At 41.7% G+C, this 19104-nt stretch carries 16 protein-coding genes and 2 pseudogenes; 16 read left to right on the top strand and 2 right to left on the bottom strand.

What is annotated here, in order from left to right; all coding sequences use genetic code 11:
• Positions 1-10 precede the first annotated feature (10 nt).
• From wcaM to wzzB, 16 genes are all read left to right on the top strand, one after another.
• Positions 11-1414: a colanic acid biosynthesis protein WcaM gene (gene wcaM / locus CJP72_RS05785; RefSeq protein WP_162379941.1), complete on the top strand. Its 1404-nt coding sequence runs from the start codon at positions 11-13 to the stop codon at positions 1412-1414.
• 165 nt (positions 1415-1579) lie between these two features.
• Positions 1580-2473, top strand: coding sequence for a GalU regulator GalF (gene galF / locus CJP72_RS05780; protein WP_162379940.1), 894 nt, complete (start codon positions 1580-1582; stop codon positions 2471-2473).
• Positions 2474-2852: 379 nt separating this feature from the next.
• Positions 2853-3938 (top strand): dTDP-glucose 4,6-dehydratase, encoded by a 1086-nt coding sequence (gene rfbB, locus CJP72_RS05775; protein WP_162379939.1) that lies wholly within the window; start codon positions 2853-2855, stop codon positions 3936-3938.
• Positions 3938-4837 (top strand): dTDP-4-dehydrorhamnose reductase, encoded by a 900-nt coding sequence (gene rfbD / locus CJP72_RS05770; protein ID WP_162379938.1) that lies wholly within the window; start codon positions 3938-3940, stop codon positions 4835-4837. Before rfbB ends, rfbD begins: the two co-directional genes overlap by 1 nt.
• Before the next feature lie 51 nt (positions 4838-4888).
• On the top strand, positions 4889-5767 hold the full coding sequence (rfbA, locus tag CJP72_RS05765) for a glucose-1-phosphate thymidylyltransferase RfbA (RefSeq protein ID WP_162379937.1): 879 nt from the start codon (positions 4889-4891) through the stop codon (positions 5765-5767).
• A 2-nt stretch (positions 5768-5769) separates the two neighbouring features.
• Positions 5770-6309 (top strand): dTDP-4-dehydrorhamnose 3,5-epimerase, encoded by a 540-nt coding sequence (rfbC, locus tag CJP72_RS05760; RefSeq protein ID WP_162379936.1) that lies wholly within the window; start codon positions 5770-5772, stop codon positions 6307-6309.
• 20 nt (positions 6310-6329) lie between these two features.
• A complete protein-coding gene (locus CJP72_RS05755) occupies positions 6330-7373 on the top strand; it encodes a glycosyltransferase WbsX family protein (protein WP_162379935.1) in 1044 nt (347 codons plus the stop codon).
• The gene (locus CJP72_RS05750; RefSeq protein ID WP_162379934.1) at positions 7370-8581 is read left to right on the top strand and encodes a flippase; all 1212 of its coding nucleotides are present in this window, start codon (positions 7370-7372) and stop codon (positions 8579-8581) included. The genes CJP72_RS05755 and CJP72_RS05750 overlap by 4 nt, the downstream gene beginning before the upstream one ends.
• A gap of 18 nt (positions 8582-8599) precedes the next feature.
• On the top strand, positions 8600-9550 hold the full coding sequence (locus CJP72_RS05745; protein ID WP_162379933.1) for a glycosyltransferase: 951 nt from the start codon (positions 8600-8602) through the stop codon (positions 9548-9550).
• Positions 9547-10638 carry an EpsG family protein gene (locus tag CJP72_RS05740; RefSeq protein WP_162379932.1) on the top strand — a complete coding sequence of 364 codons (1092 nt, stop codon included), beginning with the start codon at positions 9547-9549 and terminating at the stop codon, positions 10636-10638. The genes CJP72_RS05745 and CJP72_RS05740 overlap by 4 nt, the downstream gene beginning before the upstream one ends.
• 19 nt (positions 10639-10657) lie before the next feature.
• A complete protein-coding gene (locus tag CJP72_RS05735) occupies positions 10658-11812 on the top strand; it encodes a glycosyltransferase (protein ID WP_162379931.1) in 1155 nt (384 codons plus the stop codon).
• On the top strand, positions 11802-12989 hold the full coding sequence (locus CJP72_RS05730) for a CDP-glycerol glycerophosphotransferase family protein (protein ID WP_162379930.1): 1188 nt from the start codon (positions 11802-11804) through the stop codon (positions 12987-12989). Before CJP72_RS05735 ends, CJP72_RS05730 begins: the two co-directional genes overlap by 11 nt.
• Positions 12977-13372 (top strand): adenylyltransferase/cytidyltransferase family protein, encoded by a 396-nt coding sequence (locus tag CJP72_RS05725; RefSeq protein WP_162379929.1) that lies wholly within the window; start codon positions 12977-12979, stop codon positions 13370-13372. The genes CJP72_RS05730 and CJP72_RS05725 overlap by 13 nt, the downstream gene beginning before the upstream one ends.
• Before the next feature lie 113 nt (positions 13373-13485).
• On the top strand, positions 13486-14892 hold the full coding sequence (gene gndA / locus CJP72_RS05720) for an NADP-dependent phosphogluconate dehydrogenase (RefSeq protein WP_162379928.1): 1407 nt from the start codon (positions 13486-13488) through the stop codon (positions 14890-14892).
• 239 nt (positions 14893-15131) lie between these two features.
• The gene (gene ugd, locus CJP72_RS05715; protein ID WP_162379927.1) at positions 15132-16298 is read left to right on the top strand and encodes a UDP-glucose 6-dehydrogenase; all 1167 of its coding nucleotides are present in this window, start codon (positions 15132-15134) and stop codon (positions 16296-16298) included.
• A 144-nt stretch (positions 16299-16442) separates the two neighbouring features.
• On the top strand, positions 16443-17426 hold the full coding sequence (gene wzzB, locus CJP72_RS05710) for an LPS O-antigen chain length determinant protein WzzB (protein WP_162379978.1): 984 nt from the start codon (positions 16443-16445) through the stop codon (positions 17424-17426).
• 226 nt (positions 17427-17652) lie between these two features.
• Here wzzB and CJP72_RS05705 read toward each other — a convergent pair.
• Together CJP72_RS05705 and CJP72_RS05700 are read right to left on the bottom strand one after the other, a co-directional pair.
• A pseudogene (locus CJP72_RS05705) lies at positions 17653-17921 on the bottom strand (IS3 family transposase); the annotation flags it as partial.
• Between the two features lie 85 nt (positions 17922-18006).
• Positions 18007-19038 (bottom strand): annotated as a pseudogene (locus CJP72_RS05700) (IS3 family transposase).
• Positions 19039-19104: the final 66 nt, after the last annotated feature.

Genomic DNA, 19104 nt, shown 5'->3' with positions numbered 1-19104 from the left:
TTGAGGTTGTATGCCAGAGAAGACACTCTCCCGACGTACCTTTCTGACGGCAGGCTCCGTTCTTGCCGCACTCCCCATCCTCCATACTCCGCTTGCCCGCGCCGTTGAACCCCGAAAGACCGTCAATATCCAGGAATATAATCCGCAGGACTGGGTGGCTTCGTTCAGACGCGCGTTCGACGACGCGCAAACTGTCGTGGTGCCTGCCGAAATGGTCTGCAAAAACATCAATACGGGGATTTTTATCCCGGCCGGTAAAACGCTGCATGTGGTTGGTCGGCTAAGCGGCAACGGCAGAGGCCGGTTTGTGCTACAGGATGGCTGCCAGGTCACAGGGGAAGGGGGCGGTAGCCTGCATAATATCACGCTGGATGTGCGCGGTTCGGACTGTGTAATCAAAGGGATTGCCATGAGCGGCTTTGCGCCGGTAACCCAGATTTATATTGGTGGCAAAAAAACGCGGATTATGCGCAATCTGCTCATTGATGACATCACGGTGACGCAGGCGAACTATGCCATTCTGCGCCAGGGATTTCATAACCAGGTTGACGGCGCGCGGATCACCCACTGCCGTTTCAGCGACCTTCAGGGCGATGCGATTGAATGGAATGTGGCGATCAACGATCGCAATATTCTGATTTCGGATCATGTCATTGAACGTATCAACTGTACTAACGGCAAGATTAACTGGGGGATCGGCATTGGGTTAGCGGGAAGCACCTACGACAACAGCTACCCGGAAGAACAAACGGTGAAAAACTTTGTGGTGGCGAATATCACCGGCTCAGATTGTCGGCAGCTGATCCATGTTGAGAATGGCAAACATTTTGTCATTCGCAATGTGAAATCCCGGAATATCACACCGGATTTCAGTAAGAAAGCAGGGATAGATAATGCCACTGTGGCAATATATGGTTGTGATAATTTTGTAATCGATAATATTGATATGGTGAATAGTGCTGGAATGCTAATTGGCTACGGTGTGGTCAAAGGTCGATATTTATCCATCCCGCAAAATTTCAAATTGAATGATATTCATCTCGATAATACTCATCTTGCCTGGAAGCTACGCGGAATCCAAATCTCTTCCGGAAACACGACCTCGTTTGTGGCGCTCACTAACATTGTGATGAAGCGGGCGACGCTGGAACTGCATAATAAGCCGCAGCATCTTTTTTTGCGTAATATCAATGTGATGCAGACGTCAACCATTGGGCCGGCGCTGAAAATGCACTTTGACCTGCGCAAAGACGTGAGAGGGAAGTTCATGGCCAGGCAGGACACGCTGTTGTCGCTGGTCAACGTGCGTGCGGTGAATGAAAAGGGGCAGAGTTCGGTAGATATCGACAGCATCGATCACCAGGTGGTCAATGTTGAGGAGATCAATTTCAGATTACCGGAGAAGGCGCGGTAGTTTTATGTACATTCCTGAAAACACATCTCTATTCTTCAGATTATGGCTACTGCATTCTGTGGATAAGCGGCGTAACATCTGCAACAGAGCTGCCATGTAATTCATGCTGGCTAAAACATGTCAAAGAGCTATAATTCAGCAACCATTTTACAGGTGGATGAAATAATGATTAATTTGAAAGCAGTTATTCCGGTAGCGGGTCTGGGTATGCACATGTTGCCAGCCACCAAGGCAATCCCCAAAGAGATGCTGCCGATTGTCGACAAACCTATGATTCAGTACATTGTCGACGAGATTGTGGCTGCTGGGATCAAAGAAATCCTCCTGGTCACTCACGCGTCCAAAAACGCGGTCGAAAACCACTTCGACACCTCCTATGAATTAGAGTCGCTGCTTGAGCAGCGTGTAAAACGCCAGCTGCTGGCGGAAGTACAGTCCATCTGCCCTCCGGGCGTGACGATCATGAACGTGCGCCAGGCTCAACCTCTCGGTTTGGGTCATTCCATTTTGTGCGCACGCCCGGTTATCGGCGATAACCCATTTGTCGTTGTATTACCTGACATTATTATCGATAACGCCAGCGCTGACCCACTGCGTTATAACCTTGCTGCTATGGTGGCCCGCTTCAATGAAACCGGTCGTAGCCAGGTACTGGCGAAGCGCATGAGAGGTGACCTTTCAGAGTATTCTGTTATCCAGACGAAAGAAGCACTGGATAATGAAGGTAAAGTGAGTCGCATCGTTGAATTCATCGAAAAACCGGATCAGCCGCAAACGCTCGACTCTGACCTGATGGCGGTGGGACGCTATGTCCTCTCTGCGGATATCTGGGCGGAACTCGAAAAAACTGAACGAGGTGCCTGGGGTCGCATTCAGTTGACTGACGCCATTGCAGAACTGGCGAAAAAACAGTCTGTTGATGCAATGCTGATGACCGGTGACAGCTATGACTGCGGCAAAAAAATGGGTTATATGCAGGCATTTGTGAAGTATGGACTGCGTAACCTGAAGGAAGGACCAAAGTTCCGTAAGAGCATTGAGATGTTGCTGAGCGAATAAAACGCGTCGGTCTTTTGGGCGTAGCTAAAAGTATAAAATGATAACGGCAGAGAACATCCCAGGCAGCGGTGCTGTTGCTAATTGGATGTTTCTGCCGTTTTGCTTTATGAAAACAAAGTAAAATCAATGAGTTAAACGGTAAAAAATCATCAGGAATTTGTCGAATTTTCCTTGTTTCCGAATGCGTTTGGTAAGACAATTAGTGTTTAAATTTTTGAGAGCTCTGTCTGAAACGGCGCGGCTTGTAAACGTCATTTTGAATGTACGCAGTGCGCTGGTAGCTGTTAAGCCAGGGGCGGTAGCGTGCATAAATACCTCGCAATTTAATCCTGGATCAGCAGATTGAATGCGTATCTACAAATGCAATTCGGAATAAAACGTGAAAATACTTGTTACTGGTGGCGCAGGTTTCATTGGATCTGCCGTTGTTCGTCATATAATTAAAAATACGCAGGATACCGTCGTTAATATTGATAAGTTGACCTATGCCGGTAATCTTGAATCACTTACTGATGTTTCAGATAGTGAACGTTATTTTTTTGAACATGCGGATATTTGCGACTCAGTTAAGATGGAACGTATATTTGTGGAGCATCAGCCCGACGCCGTAATGCATTTGGCTGCAGAAAGTCATGTTGACCGCTCTATTACAGGCCCGGCTGCATTTATTGAAACGAATATCGTGGGTACCTATACATTACTGGAAGCCGCGAGAAAATATTGGTTTTCATTAACCAGTGAGAAAAAAGCGGCTTTCCGTTTTCATCATATATCTACTGATGAGGTGTATGGCGATCTTCCGCACCCGGATGAGTTAGCTCACAACGAGAAACTTCCACTGTTTATGGAAACGACGGCCTACGCGCCAAGCAGTCCTTATTCTGCATCGAAAGCCTCCAGCGATCATTTGGTTCGTGCGTGGATGAGAACCTATGGCCTGCCGACTGTTGTCACTAATTGCTCAAATAATTATGGTCCTTATCATTTTCCGGAAAAATTGATTCCGTTAGTCATCTTAAACGCGTTGGAAGGTAAGTCCTTACCGATTTATGGCAAAGGTGATCAGATTCGCGACTGGCTGTATGTCGAAGATCACGCCCGCGCGCTCTATACCGTGGTGACTCAAGGTAAAGCGGGGGAGACCTACAATATCGGGGGACATAATGAGAAGAAAAACCTTGATGTTGTACATACCATCTGCGACCTGCTGGATGAAATAGTGCCGAAGGATGCGTCCTATCGTGAACAAATCACCTATGTTGCCGACAGACCAGGCCATGATCGTCGTTATGCTATTGATGCTGATAAAATTAGTCGCGAATTAGGCTGGAAACCCGAAGAGACGTTTGAGAGCGGCATCCGCAAGACAGTGGAATGGTACCTTGAGAATACACAATGGGTCGCGAATGTTAAAAGTGGCTCATATCAGACGTGGATTGAGCAGAATTACGAGGGGCGTCAGTAATGAACATCCTTTTGTTTGGTAAGACAGGACAGGTGGGGTGGGAATTACAACGTGCCCTGGCGCCTCTTGGCAACCTGATTGCCCTTGATCTTCATTCAAAAGATTTTTGCGGTGATTTTAGTAATCCAGAAGGTATTGCTGAAACAGTCCGGAAAATTAGTCCCGATGTGATTGTTAATGCGGCGGCCCATACTGCAGTTGATAAAGCTGAAACAGATCGCGAGCTATCCGAGTTATTGAATGCGCGCAGCGTAGAAGCGATTGCAAAAGCGGCTGCCAGCATTGGCGCTTGGGTAGTACATTACTCTACCGATTATGTCTTCCAAGGTAACGGCGAAACGCCATGGCGTGAGACCGACGCGACAGCTCCACTGAATGTGTATGGCGAAACTAAACTTGCGGGTGAACAGGCCCTGCAAAAGCATTGTGAAAAGCATCTTATTTTCCGTACCAGTTGGGTATACGCAGGTAAAGGCAATAACTTCGCCAAAACGATGTTGAAACTGGCAAAAGCGCGTGAAGAACTTTCTGTCATTAACGATCAGTTTGGTGCGCCTACTGGCGCAGAACTGCTGGCGGACTGTACGGCGCATGCGATTCGTGTGGCATGGACTAAACCTGAAGTGGCAGGGCTTTATCATCTGGTTGCAAGCGGTACGACAACGTGGCATGACTATGCGGCGCTGGTATTTGAAGAAGCACATAAAGCGGGTATTGAGCTTGCGTTGAACAAGCTGAATGCCGTGCCAACAAGTGCTTATCCTACCCCGGCGAAACGTCCGGCAAACTCGCGTCTGAATACAGAAAAATTCCAGCATAATTTTGGCTTAACGCTACCTTCCTGGGAAAAGGGCGTTAAGCGCATGCTGGAAGAGCTGTTCACAACAACTTCAATCTAACATATTACTTTTAATGCCCCTCTGAGGGCATTTTCTGTTTGAGAAAGCAAAATGAAAACTCGTAAAGGTATTATTTTGGCTGGCGGTTCGGGTACGCGTCTTTATCCGGTAACGATGGCGGTAAGTAAACAGCTGCTGCCGATCTATGATAAACCGATGATTTACTACCCGCTGTCTACGCTGATGCTGGCTGGCATTCGCGATATTCTAATTATCAGTACGCCACAGGATACGCCTCGCTTTGAGCAGTTGCTCGGTGATGGCCGCCAGTGGGACCTTAACCTGCAGTATAAAGTTCAGCCAAGCCCGGATGGTCTTGCGCAGGCCTTTATCATTGGTGAAGAGTTTATTGGTCAAGATGATTGCGCTCTGGTCCTGGGCGACAATATCTTTTACGGTCACGACCTGCCTAAACAACTGGCAGCAGCAGTTAATAAAGAGAGTGGGGCCACAGTATTTGCCTATCATGTTAACGACCCAGAACGTTACGGTGTGGTTGAGTTCGATAAAAACGGCACGGCAATCAGTCTGGAAGAGAAGCCTCTGGAGCCGAAAAGTAATTATGCGGTAACCGGGTTATATTTTTATGACAATGACGTTGTAGAAATAGCGAAGAGCCTGAAACCGTCACCGCGCGGTGAACTCGAAATCACGGATATTAACCGTATCTACATGGAACAAGGCCGTATGTCTGTTGCCATGATGGGACGCGGCTATGCGTGGCTAGATACGGGCACACATCAAAGCTTGATTGAGGCAAGTAATTTCATTGCCACCATTGAAGAACGCCAGGGGCTGAAAGTTTCTTGCCCGGAAGAGATTGCCTACCGTAAAGGGTTCATTACGGCTGAGCAGGTAAAAAAACTAGCAGAACCGCTAAAGAAAAATGCGTATGGACAGTACCTGCTGAAAATGGTCAAAGGTTATTAAGCATGAATGTTATAAAGACTGATATTCCGGATGTTCTGATTTTTGAACCAAAAGTATTTGGTGACGATCGAGGTTTTTTCTTTGAGAGCTTCAGTCAAAAAATTTTTGAAGAGGCTGTAGGTCGTAAGGTTGATTTCGTTCAGGATAACCACTCGAAATCAAGCAAAGGAGTACTGCGTGGTTTGCATTACCAGAAAGCGCCGCATGCTCAAGGGAAACTTGTTCGCTGTGTAGTAGGTGAGGTTTTTGATGTTGCGGTGGACATTCGTAAGGATTCTACGACCTTTGGCAAGTGGGTTGGAGAGAATCTTTCTGCTGAGAATAAACGGCAATTGTGGATTCCGGAGGGGTTTGCTCATGGTTTTTTTGTATTGAGTGAGACAGCAGAATTTGTATATAAAACTACTAATTACTACCATCAGCAAAGTGACTGTGGGATTCGTTGGGATGATCCTAACATTAGCATTGAGTGGGGCAATACAGGCAATGTTATTTTATCAGAAAAAGATAAAAAACATAAGTTCTTAACGGACCTGTATTAATTGTAAAAAGAGTGCTTTAAATGAATAAAAAAATTATTGCGTATTACTTACCTCAATTCCATGAAGTTGCAGAAAATAACAAATGGTGGGGAGTTGGATTTACCGAGTGGACTCTCCTAAAGAGAGCAAAAAAATATTATAGCAAACAAGTAATCAGGAAGCCTACAACATTAGGCTATTATGATTTATCTGACCCGGAAGTTATTGAAAAACAGTTTTCATATGCTAAAGAGCATGGTGTGAGTGCTTTTTGTCTGTGGACCTATTGGTTTGGTAATGGTGATATGTTATTGCAAAAACCATTGGAAAATATCTTAAAATATAATTCCAATGTTAAATATTGTATTGCGTGGGCAAATCACACATGGTGGAACAAAACCCTAGGTCGATTGTTAAAAGAGCAAAAATATCTTGGGGAAAATGATTATGAAAGTTTTTTTAAATATATGCTGCCCCATTTTAAATCTGATAATTACTATAAGGTAAAAAATAAACCTCTCGTCACAATATTTGATCCTAAATCTATCCCTGATTTGGGGGGGTTTATTTCATTGTGGAATAAATTAGCGATCCAAAATGGATTGGATGGTATATATTTCATCGCAGAGCAAATGAACGAAGAAAGACCTGAGTTAAAGTATTTCGATGCTTATTTAGACTCTTCACGAATGTTTGAAAATCGATCATTTATACAAAAAGTTCGCGAAAAATTAGTTAGGCGCCATAATTTTACATTTTTAGGGCCTATCAAATATAAATATTCTGATATGATCGAAGGAAAATGGAGGAACAAAAATCCAAAATCGAGTAAGGAAATTCCAGTCATTTTTGCTGGATGGGATACCACCGTTCGTCATGGTAACAAAGGTGTTATACTTGATCGTTTTAGCTGTGAGAATTTCAGAGAAAACGTTAATGGTGCTCTAAATTATAATAAAAACCAACAATTTGTTTTTTTAAAATCATGGAACGAATGGGCTGAGGGGAATACAGTTGAGCCTGATGATTACTTTGGGGAGGATTTGGCTGGCATCATTAAAAATGAAGTAAGTCGTTTAAAATGAGAAAGAATATACTGTATCTTTATTTAGTTCAAATATCAAATTATGTTATTCCTATTTTAACTTTGCCATATCTACTCAGGGTTCTCGGTGCTGATGGATTTGGAAAGCTAATGCTGAGTCAGGCGCTAATTCAATACTTGATCCTTATTACGGATTTTGGATTCAACTTCAGTGCAACAAAAAAGATAGCTCAGTCGAAAAATCAAAAAGAAATAGATAAAATATACACAAATACATTAACTGCTAAAATTATCCTTCTGGCCCTATGTTTCATAGTGTATGCCATATCAGCATGTTTTATAGAGCTATTTGATGGAATAAGATTCGTAACATCAATATTATTTCTCATGGTAATTGGTAATGTTTTTTATCCTATATTCTTATTTCAGGGTATAGAGAGAATGAAGAGTATCGCTTGGGTTAGCATTGTATCTAAGATATTTATGTTCATCGGGTTGATACTTTTCGTACATCATGAGAATGATTTATTGTCGGCTGCGCTGGTATTTGCTGTTGGAGGTTTGCTACCTGCAGCTTTCAGCTTAAGTATCATAAAAAAGAAACAGTATGTAAAATATAATGGGTTCAAACTTAGAAAAGGAATAAAAGAGCTTAAAGACAGTTGGCCATTGTTTATATCCCAAATATCAATTACTTTTTACTCAACCTTTAATATCATTCTTCTCGGCTATTTGTTTACGCCTACAGTTGTAGGCTATTATGCAGCAGCTGATAAACTGAGAAATGCAGTGCAATCAATATTTCAACCAGTGCAACAAGTTGTATTTCCGAGAATTAATAAAGAAAGAAATGAATATAAAAATAACATCATGAAATTTGGATTAGCCTTTGTATTGTTTTCATTTTTTATAGCATTGAGCATTTTCTTTTTAGGAAAACCAATATCGTTGGTGTACTTTGGTTCAGCATATGAAACTTCTGCTACATTATTTAAATGGATGTCTATTCTCGTTCTTGTAATTTCGGTTGCAATTGTTGTGGCTCAGTGGGGATTGATTAGTTGTGGGTATGAAAGAGTACTTACAAAAATTTATATTTTTGGGGCGGTCATTCATCTCTGCTATTCACCATTTATTGTTAAAACATATGGTATATACTCTATGCTAGGCTGTGTTATCTTTACTGAGACTATTGTTACAATGCTCATGATTACTTTTTTCATTAGTAAATGGAAAGATATAAAATAGTTAATATTTGGAGTCGTCGTGATATCTATCATTATTCCATGTTATAATACTCTCCAGTTTCTTGAAGTTAACTTGGAACGTGTTATTGATTTTGCAACTTTTTGTCGTGGTGAGATTATAATTATCGATGATGGAAGTGAACAGGATATTCAAGGCTTTATTAAACATAAAAATAATGCTGCACTGATCTATCATAAGCAGAAAAATAAAGGGGTTGCATCGGCCAGGAATAAGGGTATTTGTTTGGCAAAATATGAGACACTACTTTTTTTAGATAGTGATGATACTTTAGATTTCGAATTATTAAAAAGCAAGACTCACGAGTTGTTATGTAATGACTTTTCTTACTGGGGTGCAAAAAAAATATTCCCGAACGGTGCGGATAAATTGTATCCAACTAAGAAAAAAGACTCGGTATTTGAATTGTTACGCTCACTCTTACAGCGCGAGCAGCAAATATTTATGGGTGGTTTTTCTGTTTCCAAAAAAATTGCTGAAACTGTGCTTTTTGATATTAAGTATAAATACGGTGAAGATCTGAAATTTATTTTTGAATCTATTGTGAAATCAAAGACGATATTTATGATTGACGCTCCCTTGCTAAATTATGTTCAACACGCTGCCTCTGCGATAAATAATTTTAATGATCAGCGATTTGATAGTCTACACGCAATCTCCTCCATAAACTTTGGCATTTTTTCTGAAGAACTAAATGATTCTATCGAGTATTTATTAAAAAAAGACAGGATTGTAATACTTAGAACGCTATCAATTAGTAAACCTTTAAAGGAAATTATAAATTACTCTCGCCACAATGTTGATATGAAAGAGGTTGTCAAACAACACTTTGGAGGGGGGGCTGCGGCAGTTGTCCGAATGCTCATATATATTATTTCATATAAATTCTATGTTTTTATGCGTGATAATTGCAAAAATAAGATATCTCTAATCAAGGGATCAAAAGTGTGAGTGTATATCTTATATTTTTATTTTTTGCTATGTCCCTTTGTGGTTTTCGAATCAAGCATTATGCCACAAATAGTTATTTTCACCCCTTTGAGTTACTAGGATGGGTTACGATAATTTGTTTCTCTGGTTTTAGGTATGGGATTGGTACAGATTATTATAGCTATGAGTCAATATTTTATTCCATAGAAAGAGGTGGTGCGTATAATGAATCATTGGAATTGGGATTTAAGTTATTAGGGGCTTTATTTCCGAATAGCCAAGATGGTTTTTTTTGTTTTTTATTTGTGTTATCGTTGATCACTAATATTGTATTTCTTATAGCGCTATATAGAGAAAATAAAAAGTTATCTGAGAATATTAAATTATTGGGACTGTTGTTGTTTTTCCTGAGTAGCACTTATTTTTGGCCATTTAATGGAGTTAGACAGGGGATAGCATGTGCTTTTGTTGCTTATTCATTAAAATACATTTATGCAAGAAGCTTTATTAAATTTGCTATATGTATTCTTATTGCATCGCTTTTCCATAAATCTGCATTGTTGGTTGTTGTTATTTATTTTTTGTACCCAATACGTATACCACACTTATTTTATTTGTTTGCAGTATTGACATCAATTATTATTCACCAAGTTGGTGTTGTTAGTTTTATTGGGGAAATACTGCTGCCTTATTTAGGTGATAAATATGCAAGGTATATTTATAACCCTCTCGATTTTGGCGGCTCAGGCTTAGGTGTTTATGTTTATGTCCTAATATTTCTAGTTCTATGGAGTGCGAGAGGTATTTTGAGCAAAAACCTACATAAGCATTATGATATTTTGAGGCGGATAGATTTTTATTTACTTTTATATACCATAGGGATAATATTAAGGATATTTGCTTTGGATAACCTCATTTTTGTAAGGTTTGCATATTACTTTACTATTTTTGATATGTTTTTTATTCCTTATCTAATATCTCAATTTAAACGACCTTCGAACCGAATAGTGTTATCTATATTCTTTTTATTTGTGTATTTTATATTATTTTTAAATTCAATAATGAATTCTAATGATTTATTGCCGTACGAGAGTATTCTCTTAAGATAATCAGGATCAGGAACGTTTCATGAAAAAAATTGCCATAATCTTTCCTTTTGCCAGAGAAAATGGAGCTTGCCGTGTGCCATGTGAACACTCTCAAATGTTTGTAAACGCTGGTTATCAAGTGGACTTAATCGTTCGTGACTCTGATTCTGTTTTCCCATTTGCAGGCAATTTGATTAACTTAAACATCAAATCACGAAAAGGCATTTTAAAAGCAGTTACTTATATTGAATTATTATATAAAGTAAATAAAATAAAAAAACAAAATAATTACGATATCTCAATAAGCCATATCCCTCATTGTGATCTTATAAATGTATTAACTAAAAGAAAAGAAAAAACAATTACGACAGTTCATATTAATAATGAAAGAAGATATTCATTTATCTCGAATGGTTTATTGGGATTCATTCTTTCACGTTCTGATCATGTAGTTGCAGTTTCGAGTAAGTTAAAATTAAATTTGTCCTTGAAATATGGTAAATATAAAAATAAAATCGTAAATATTTATAATCCAGTCAATATAAGAAAAATAAAACAACTATCTGAATTACCAATTGATGATAATTTACCTTCTCCGGGCTTTATAATTAATATTGGACGCTTAGATGTTCAAAAAGGGCAGTGTTACCTTATTAAAGCTTTTGCAACTTTACTTCATAATTATCCTAGATTCGATAATCTGAAGCTTATAATCATAGGTGATGGACCATTGAAAGAGCAACTGACTAATCTTATCAAAGAAATTGGGGTTGAAGATAAGGTACTTTTAGTTGGTTTCAAAGAAAATCCTTATAACTACTTAAAAAACGCAAAAATGTTTGTACTAACCTCATTATATGAAGGTTTTCCTTTGGTTCTTCTTGAAGCTATGGCATGTGGTACTCCTATCATTTCTGCTGCGTGCGAAACGGGGCCGTATGAGCTCCTGCATGAATCAGATGATAGCCTTTCCTGCGGTGTTTTAACTCCTGACTTTGCTGTTGCTGAGAGTGGTAAGGCGTTTGAAGTAGATGACTTGGTTAACAATCTATCTGACAAGATGGCTGAGTTGCTCAACTCACCTGTTTCTTCAAGCCAACTGGTTTTAAATGCAACGGCCAAAGTTCAAAGATTTGCACCGGAGGAAATTATGAAGTATTGGGAAAATCTGTTTGGTGATAATAATGGAAAATAAAAACAAATATCTTCTGTATCGAGCTGTTCGTGTTATTAGAGGTGTAATGAGTTCTATTTATTACTCATTTTTTAGTATTAGCCGAACTAAGACGATTATATTTAATTCTGCATGTAATGAAGAATTTACATGGAATGCAAAAAGTCTTTTTCTTAATGGTATGCAACGATTTCATGAGCTAGGGTATAAAACTTATTTTGTAATCGATAACGACAAAGAAAGATTAAAACTTAAAAAACTATATGGTGATTATTTTATAACATCTAAGAGTAAAACTGATAATAAAATAATATTAAAATCGGCTGTATGGGTTTTAAGTACTCTTGAAACGCCTTCTTCTGGTGTGTTTTTGAATCGTAACCGCTTCGTTTATCACTTGGGGCATGGTACACCGATAAAAAATATTGGATTGATGGAGAGGAATGTATCCACCCCCAAAAGGATATTTTATTTTCTGAATAAATCTAACATTAGTGTTTTTTTGAGTACTTCATCGTTTTTTTTAGAATATATGTCTAAGGCTTTTGGCGTTAAAAAAGAACGAATAGTTATTGCTCCTCAACCCCGTATAGATGACTTCATTTCGAAAAGAGAACGTGGTTTAATAAAAAAGGTCACAGGCTATAAATATATTCTTTACGCTCCTACTTGGCGGCATTACTCAGACACAAAACTTTTTCCATTTCCCGATTTTGATTTGGACTCCTTTTCAGAAAGATTAAAAGCAAATAAAATTATTATTCTGCTACGTTTGCATCCTCGTTTCGAAAATGATAGTAAGCCTTATCTTTGCGATAATATTATTTCTTTTGATTCTAAAAAATGCCCTGATGTTTCTGATTCGCTTTGGGAGGTTGATGGCCTGATTACTGACTATTCAAGTATATATTGTGACTATTTAATATTAAATAAACCTGTTGCATTTATACCCTACGATAGAGATTTGTATGAAAAAGAAATAGGTTTTTCAACAGATTACGATGCTATTACCACTGATATGAAACTCAAAACCGTTGATGATTTTTTTAATTTCATTTCAAGGTTCGATTCTTTTGATTTTGAAAAGTATCAGTCAACCCTTAGCGGAAAAATAAATTTTTGCCCTGATGGTGTTAGTGCAACTGAATACAATGTTCGATTTATTGACGGAGAATATAAAAAAAGATGGTTAATGTGATTACTTTTGGCACGTTTGATGTTTTCCATATTGGGCATGTTAATATCTTGGAGCGTGCTGCGGCATTGGGTGACCGGCTGATCGTGGGAGTTTCTTCAGATGATTTAAACTTTTCTAAAAAAAATAGATATCCTATTTATAGTGAAGTGGAAAGAATTAAAATTATTTCTTCGCTCAAATTTGTGGATGAGGTTTTCTTAGAAGAGTCCCTTGAGTTGAAGGAACAATACATAAAAGAAAAGAATGCAAATATACTAGTGATGGGGGATGATTGGAAGGGGCGTTTTGATCACTATAATAGCATCTGCCAGGTAATTTACTTCCCACGAACACCGTCTATATCTACCACTGAAATCATTGAAATTGTCAAAAGCAGTCGATAGCACCATGTGGTAATACATTTTACTTTATGCTCTCAGTCCATCTGAGTTAACATCTAGGCCACGTTCAAGCCGCGCATACGTCGCGTGGTGACCACACCTGACAGGAGTATGTAATGTCTAAGCAGCAGATTGGCGTCGTCGGTATGGCAGTGATGGGGCGCAACCTTGCGCTCAACATCGAAAGCCGTGGTTATACCGTCTCCGTTTTCAACCGCTCCCGTGAAAAGACCGAAGAAGTAATTGCCGAGAACCCAGGCAAGAAACTGGCGCCTTACTACACGGTGAAAGAGTTTGTTGAATCCCTTGAAACGCCTCGTCGTATCCTGTTAATGGTGAAAGCCGGCGCGGGTACTGATGCCGCTATCGATTCACTGAAACCGTATCTGGACAAGGGCGACATCATCATTGATGGTGGCAACACCTTCTACCAGGACACCATTCGTCGTAACCGCGAACTTTCTGCCGAAGGTTTCAACTTCATCGGTACCGGTGTTTCCGGTGGTGAGGAGGGCGCACTGAAAGGGCCTTCTATCATGCCCGGTGGTCAGAAAGAAGCCTACGAACTGGTTGCACCGATTCTGACAAAGATCGCAGCCATTGCTGAAGATGGTGAGCCTTGTGTAACTTATATCGGTGCTGATGGTGCGGGTCATTATGTGAAGATGGTGCATAACGGCATTGAATATGGCGACATGCAGCTGATCGCTGAAGCCTATTCCCTGCTGAAAGGCGGTCTGAACCTCAGCAATGAAGAACTGGCTAGCACCTTTACCGAGTGGAACAATGGTGAGCTGAGCAGCTACCTGATCGACATTACAAAAGATATCTTCACCAAAAAAGATGAAGAAGGTAAATACCTGGTTGATGTGATCCTCGATGAAGCGGCTAACAAAGGTACCGGCAAATGGACCAGCCAGAGTTCACTCGATCTCGGCGAACCGCTGTCTCTGATCACCGAGTCAGTGTTTGCGCGCTACATCTCCTCGCTGAAAGATCAGCGTGTGGCGGCGTCTAAGGTTCTGACAGGACCGAAAGCGCAACTGGCTGGTGAGAAAGCGGAATTTATCGAGAAAGTTCGTCGTGCACTGTATTTGGGGAAAATCGTTTCCTACGCTCAGGGCTTCTCTCAGCTGCGTGCTGCCTCTGACGAATACAACTGGGATCTGAACTACGGTGAGATTGCGAAAATCTTCCGCGCAGGTTGTATCATTCGTGCCCAGTTCCTGCAGAAGATCACTGATGCCTATGCAGAGAATGCAAACATTGCAAACTTACTGCTGGCACCGTACTTCAAGAATATTGCTGATGAATACCAGCAAGCGCTGCGTGACGTCGTGGCTTATGCGGTTCAGAACGGGATTCCTGTGCCGACCTTCTCCGCTGCTGTTGCCTACTACGACAGCTATCGTGCCGCAGTTCTGCCTGCTAACCTGATCCAGGCGCAGCGTGATTACTTTGGCGCACATACTTATAAACGCACTGATAAAGAAGGTGTTTTCCATACCGAATGGCTGGAATAATACTGAAATTATGTATGCGTGAGCCCGGTTTATAGCCGGGCTTTTTTTTGTCTTTAATCTGATTGATTTATTTTCATTCCTTAATACTAACTTAATAAATACCGTTTATTCTGATAAAGAAAATCCGAAATGTTTTCGCCTTCATTGACACAATATTCACTCAGGCGTTAAAACTTTTAAATCTTATCAGGGTGTCAAACATCGTGATTCATATATTAAGTTAATTCTGAGAGTATGAAATGAATATCACCATTTCTGGTACCGGGTATGTTGGCCTGTCTAATGGTCTACTTATCGCCCAGCATCATCAGGTAATCGCATTAGACATTATCCCTTCACGTGTCGAAATGCTAAATGATCGGACATCTCCTATTGTTGATAAAGAAATTCAACATTTTTTGCAGTCTGTTGATATTCACTTCGAAGCTACACTGAATAAAATATATGCCTACCAAAATGCTGATTATGTCATTATTGCCACACCGACTGATTATGATCCCAAAACAAATTATTTTAATACATCCAGTGTAGAGTCTGTTATCCAGGATGTCTTAGATATTAACCCGGATGCTGTTATGGTCATTAAATCAACAGTGCCTGTTGGTTTTACAGCAGCAATGTCTAAAAAGTTTAGTACTCAAAATATCATTTTCTCTCCCGAATTCCTGCGCGAAGGCAAAGCCCTCTACGATAACCTGCATCCTTCACGGATTGTGATTGGTGAACGCTCAGAACGTGCAGAACGGTTTGCAGCGTTGTTGCAGGAAGGAGCTATCAAACAGGATATCCCCACGCTTTTTACCGATTCTACAGAAGCAGAGGCAATTAAACTGTTTGCCAATACCTATCTGGCTATGCGTGTGGCTTACTTTAACGAGCTTGATAGTTATGCAGAAAGTTTAGGTCTTAACACGCGACAGATTATTGAAGGGGTGTGCCTGGATCCCCGAATTGGCAACCATTACAACAATCCATCATTTGGTTATGGTGGCTATTGCTTGCCGAAAGATACCAAACAACTTTTGGCGAATTACCAGTCGGTGCCAAACAATATCATTTCTGCCATTGTGGATGCCAACCGCACACGTAAAGATTTTATCGCTGATGCGATCCTGGCAAGGAAACCGAAGGTGGTGGGGATTTATCGACTGATAATGAAGAGTGGTTCCGACAATTTCCGTGCATCCTCTATTCAGGGGATCATGAAGCGCATCAAGGCCAAAGGGGTCGACGTCATTATTTACGAACCGGTCATGCAGGAAGACGCATTTTTCAACTCCCGACTTGAGCGAAATTTAACCACCTTCAAACAGGAAGCGGATGTGATTATTTCTAATCGCATGGCAACTGAACTTCAGGATGTCGCGGACAAAGTGTATACCCGCGATCTTTTCGGCAGCGATTAACTCAATTTAATCAGGGCTAAAACAGCCCTGATTGCCTATCAAAAACATTCAAATAATATGAAATTTTTATCAATTATCCTATGGCTTTCACGATGTTTATGACTACACTATTTCGAGCTTAAGCCTTTTCTCGTTAGGATATTGATAAGAGTGGATAATCACAACCTCGCTGGGCGCAGTAACGATCCGGAACAAATTGATTTAATTGACTTAGTGATGCAATTGTGGCGCGGGAAGGTAACGATCATCGTTTTTGTGATTGTTGCTATTGCGCTGGCTGCGGGTTATCTGGCCGTAGCGAAGGAGAAATGGACGTCGACAGCGATTGTGACTCAACCCGAAGTGGGGCAAATTGCCAGTTATAACAATGCGATGAACGTATTGTATGGTAACAATGCACCTAAAGTCAGTGAGATTCAGAGCGGATTTATCGGTCGTTTTAACACGACTTTTTCAGCATTGGCAGAAACGTTAGACAACAAAGAAGAACCAGAAAAATTGACCATTGAGCCTTCGGTGAAAGGTCAATCGTTGCCGCTGGTTGTCTCTTATGTGAGTGATTCTGCTGAAGGTGCCCAACGTCAACTGGCGGAGTATATCCAGCAGGTTGATGAGAAGGTGGCGGAAGAACTGGACGTTGACCTGAATGACAACATTAAATTGCAGACAACGACCTTACAGGACTCGCTGAAGACACAGGAAGTGGTGTCTCAGGAGCAAAAAGAGTTACGTATTCAGCAAATTAAGGAAGCGCTCAAGTTTGCGACTCAGGCCAATATCGCCAAACCGCAAATCCAACAGACTCAGGATGTCACACAAGACAGTATGTTCCTGCTGGGCAGCGATGCGCTGAAGTCAATGATTGAGCATGAAGCGACACGCCCGTTGGTCTTTTCGGCAAACTATTATCAGACGAAGCAGAACCTGCTGGATATTGAAAAGCTGAAAGTAGACACTTCCGCAATTCATGCCTACCGCTATGTGATGAAACCGACGCTGCCGATTCGTCGCGACAGCCCGAAACGTGCAATTACGCTGGTGTTAGCTGTGTTGCTGGGCGGAATGATTGGTGCGGGTGTCGTTCTGGGGCGTAATGCGCTGCATAACTACAAGCCGAAAGCACAATAATTTACAGCTATGTCGGATAGTGTTGAGCTTAGTCCTGATCGCTTGCCAATATCAGAGCCTGGTTAAATCAAGATCTTTATCTTTCTGGTGACTTTAACCTGAGCCATGTCATTTAATGACGGATATTATGCCCTCTCATGATGATATTCTCTGAACCAGATGTTGAGTTTGCCCTGTGCATCTTCCAGCGATTGGACTGACCCACCTCAGTAGACATTTCCTGTCCTCACGACAAGGCCTGTTCAAAGGCCTCCGGACTGACGCCGTCGAGATGAGTGTGGCGCCGGACCCGGTTGTAGAAGACTTCAATGTAATCGAAGATATCGGCCCGGGCCAGATCCCGGGTTTTGTCGATCCGTTTTCTGATGTGTTCTTTTTCAGTGAACTGAAGAACGATTCGGCCACCGCATTTTTCCAGCAGTTGCCACGCCGGCTCATACTCGGGGTCAGGTTATTGGCCCGGCAGAAGCGCTGCCAGTCATAACTGCCGTACTGGCGGTGTAAACACACCACTTTTAATTCACGCACTTTTTGAGATCCCGGCCAATTGACCCTGGCCCAAAATTAGTGCAGCGCTAAATCAGAGATCTTCGCCTTTCAGGAGACTTCGGATGAATTCAGCCGGAGTCATGTCATTTAATGATGAATGCGTCCTTTCATGATTGTATTCCCTGCACCAGCTTTCGAGTTTGTCCTGCGCATCTTCCAGTGGCATTCACCCCGCAGACTACCGTTAAATGATTCAATAGACGGGTTATCCGTTGGCTTTCCGGGGTGGGAGAAGTCGATGATCACCTCATGTTCGTACGCCCATTTATCCAGACTTTTCGAGATAAACTCGCTGCCGTTATCCGTCTGAATATGCACCGGTAAGCGCTTATCCAGCACCCGCAGTGCTTCCATTACGCTGACCACATCTTCACCCTTCAGTGATTTCCTGGCATGGATAGCCAGGCACTCCCGACTAAAATTATCCACTACAGTCAGCGCCCGGAAACGCCGTCCGTTAAACAGATTATCCGACACGGAATCCATACCCCAGCACTGACATGCCTGCGGGGGCGTTTTCTGCGCAGATTGATACCTTCTGGGCAATAAATTCGGTGGGTTTTATTGTGGTTAACAAGCCAGCCCTCCCGCCGCAGCTGGATATGAATGCGCGGACAACCATACCGTATCTAGGTTTCCGCGATTTCCCGGATACGCAGGGTTATCGCCCGACCGTCACGCCGGCTCTGCCAGTGGTAGACAGTTCTGCTTTGCACCAGTAACCCGCATCCCCGGCGGACGCTGATACGGTATGCTTCCTGCAGGAAATGCACCGCCTAGCGCTTCTGAGCCGGCCTCAGAACTTTTGCTTCAGCACCTCCTGAAGCATCTCCTTGTCCAGACTCAGGTTAGCCACCAGTTTCTTCAGCCGCTGATTTTCATCCTCCAGTTGCCGTAGACGTCGCAGTTCCGTCACGCCCAGGCCGGCAAATGTCTTTTTCCAGTTGTAAAAGGTGGCTTCAGAAATACCCATCTTTCTGTAGACTTCCCTTACGCGGGTGCCGGTTTCGGCCTGTTTCAGCGCAAACGCAATCTGTTCTTCGGTATAACGGGTCTTTTTCATGGCGATGTGCCTCCCGGTGGATGGAAGAAAGACCGGATACTTCAGTTTAGACTGGCTCTGTTTTCA

The organism is Citrobacter sp. NCU1 (assembly GCF_010231475.1).
Lineage (GTDB): Bacteria > Pseudomonadota > Gammaproteobacteria > Enterobacterales > Enterobacteriaceae > Citrobacter_D.
The sequence above is the reverse complement of the archived record's forward strand: the minus strand, read 5'-3'. Positions and strand labels throughout refer to the sequence as shown.

Bases quoted from the DNA above. Each gene is read 5' to 3' on its own strand.
- gndA (WP_162379928.1), top strand. From the start codon at position 13,486: ATGTCTAAGCAGCAGATTGGCGTCGTCGGTATGGCAGTGATGGGGCGC.
- rfbC (WP_162379936.1), top strand. From the start codon at position 5,770: ATGAATGTTATAAAGACTGATATTCCGGATGTTCTGATTTTTGAACCA.
- CJP72_RS05750 (WP_162379934.1), top strand. From the start codon at position 7,370: ATGAGAAAGAATATACTGTATCTTTATTTAGTTCAAATATCAAATTAT.
- rfbD (WP_162379938.1), top strand. From the start codon at position 3,938: ATGAACATCCTTTTGTTTGGTAAGACAGGACAGGTGGGGTGGGAATTA.
- rfbA (WP_162379937.1), top strand. From the start codon at position 4,889: ATGAAAACTCGTAAAGGTATTATTTTGGCTGGCGGTTCGGGTACGCGT.
- ugd (WP_162379927.1), top strand. From the start codon at position 15,132: ATGAATATCACCATTTCTGGTACCGGGTATGTTGGCCTGTCTAATGGT.
- CJP72_RS05755 (WP_162379935.1), top strand. From the start codon at position 6,330: ATGAATAAAAAAATTATTGCGTATTACTTACCTCAATTCCATGAAGTT.
- galF (WP_162379940.1), top strand. From the start codon at position 1,580: ATGATTAATTTGAAAGCAGTTATTCCGGTAGCGGGTCTGGGTATGCAC.
- CJP72_RS05735 (WP_162379931.1), top strand. From the start codon at position 10,658: ATGAAAAAAATTGCCATAATCTTTCCTTTTGCCAGAGAAAATGGAGCT.
- CJP72_RS05730 (WP_162379930.1), top strand. From the start codon at position 11,802: ATGGAAAATAAAAACAAATATCTTCTGTATCGAGCTGTTCGTGTTATT.
- wcaM (WP_162379941.1), top strand. From the start codon at position 11: ATGCCAGAGAAGACACTCTCCCGACGTACCTTTCTGACGGCAGGCTCC.
- CJP72_RS05725 (WP_162379929.1), top strand. From the start codon at position 12,977: ATGGTTAATGTGATTACTTTTGGCACGTTTGATGTTTTCCATATTGGG.